This is a genomic window from Proteus myxofaciens ATCC 19692 (assembly GCF_001654855.1).
In the GTDB taxonomy this organism is placed as follows: Bacteria; Pseudomonadota; Gammaproteobacteria; order Enterobacterales; family Enterobacteriaceae; genus Proteus; species Proteus myxofaciens.
The window spans coordinates 1-837 of sequence record NZ_LXEN01000195.1; the positions used below are offsets into that span (position 1 = coordinate 1).

Consider the following 837-nt stretch of genomic DNA (forward strand, 5'->3'; position numbering starts at 1 on the left):
AAAATGGTGTAATTGGTTCAATTTATCTTTCCAATTAGGGATATTATCAAAATTTATATTTTTAATGGATTTACCTTCAATCTTACATCCTAAAGTAGATAAGAGATACTTATCAATATTAACATTTGCAATATTAATAATATTACTCTTATTTATATCTATGATAATATCATTTTTAAGAAAACGCCATTTATCGAATAAATCCCTTGGTATAATATCTTTCGAATCAACACTATAAATTGAACCAATTACACCATTTTTATCATAATCGAATAATAGATTATCATTTTTAAGATTATTTATATTATGTAAAAAATAAAATAGATCCGAAGCAACTTGTTTCTTATTATTACCAATTATACTAATATTTCCAATATCAGAAATAAAAACATCAAATTTATAATTGTTATCATTAAGAATAGAAATATTTAAATTAATTCTTTTAGAAGATACATCCAGAATATAATTTCCTTCATTTAATTTAATAATTATTTCTTGAAGATTACCTTTACTTAAATGTGTTATATTATTATCAAAACATTTTCCCATTGATATATCAGATAATAAAGAGTTAAAAACAGATAGATAATCTAATTCATTTTTATTTAACTCAACAGATGTTGATTTTTGATATAAAACCTCAGATAACTCAATACATTCCATCAACTCTTTATAGGTTATATTTTCATTTAACCCACTATATAATAAAGTGAGTTTTTCTGAGAATTCATTATTATATATATAAGGTAAGTGCAAAATAGATGTACTATATTTATTATCAGATAGATTTAATAATTTTTTCTTTATCTCCATCATTAGATTTTTATAATTTTTCTT

The 837-nt window shown here is 20.7% G+C and carries 1 protein-coding gene; it reads right to left on the minus strand.

Going from position 1 to position 837, the window contains the following annotated elements:
- Positions 1 to 837, minus strand: an 837-nt coding sequence (locus tag M983_RS17650; RefSeq protein WP_167348704.1) for a hypothetical protein, incomplete at both ends; no start/stop codon positions are given.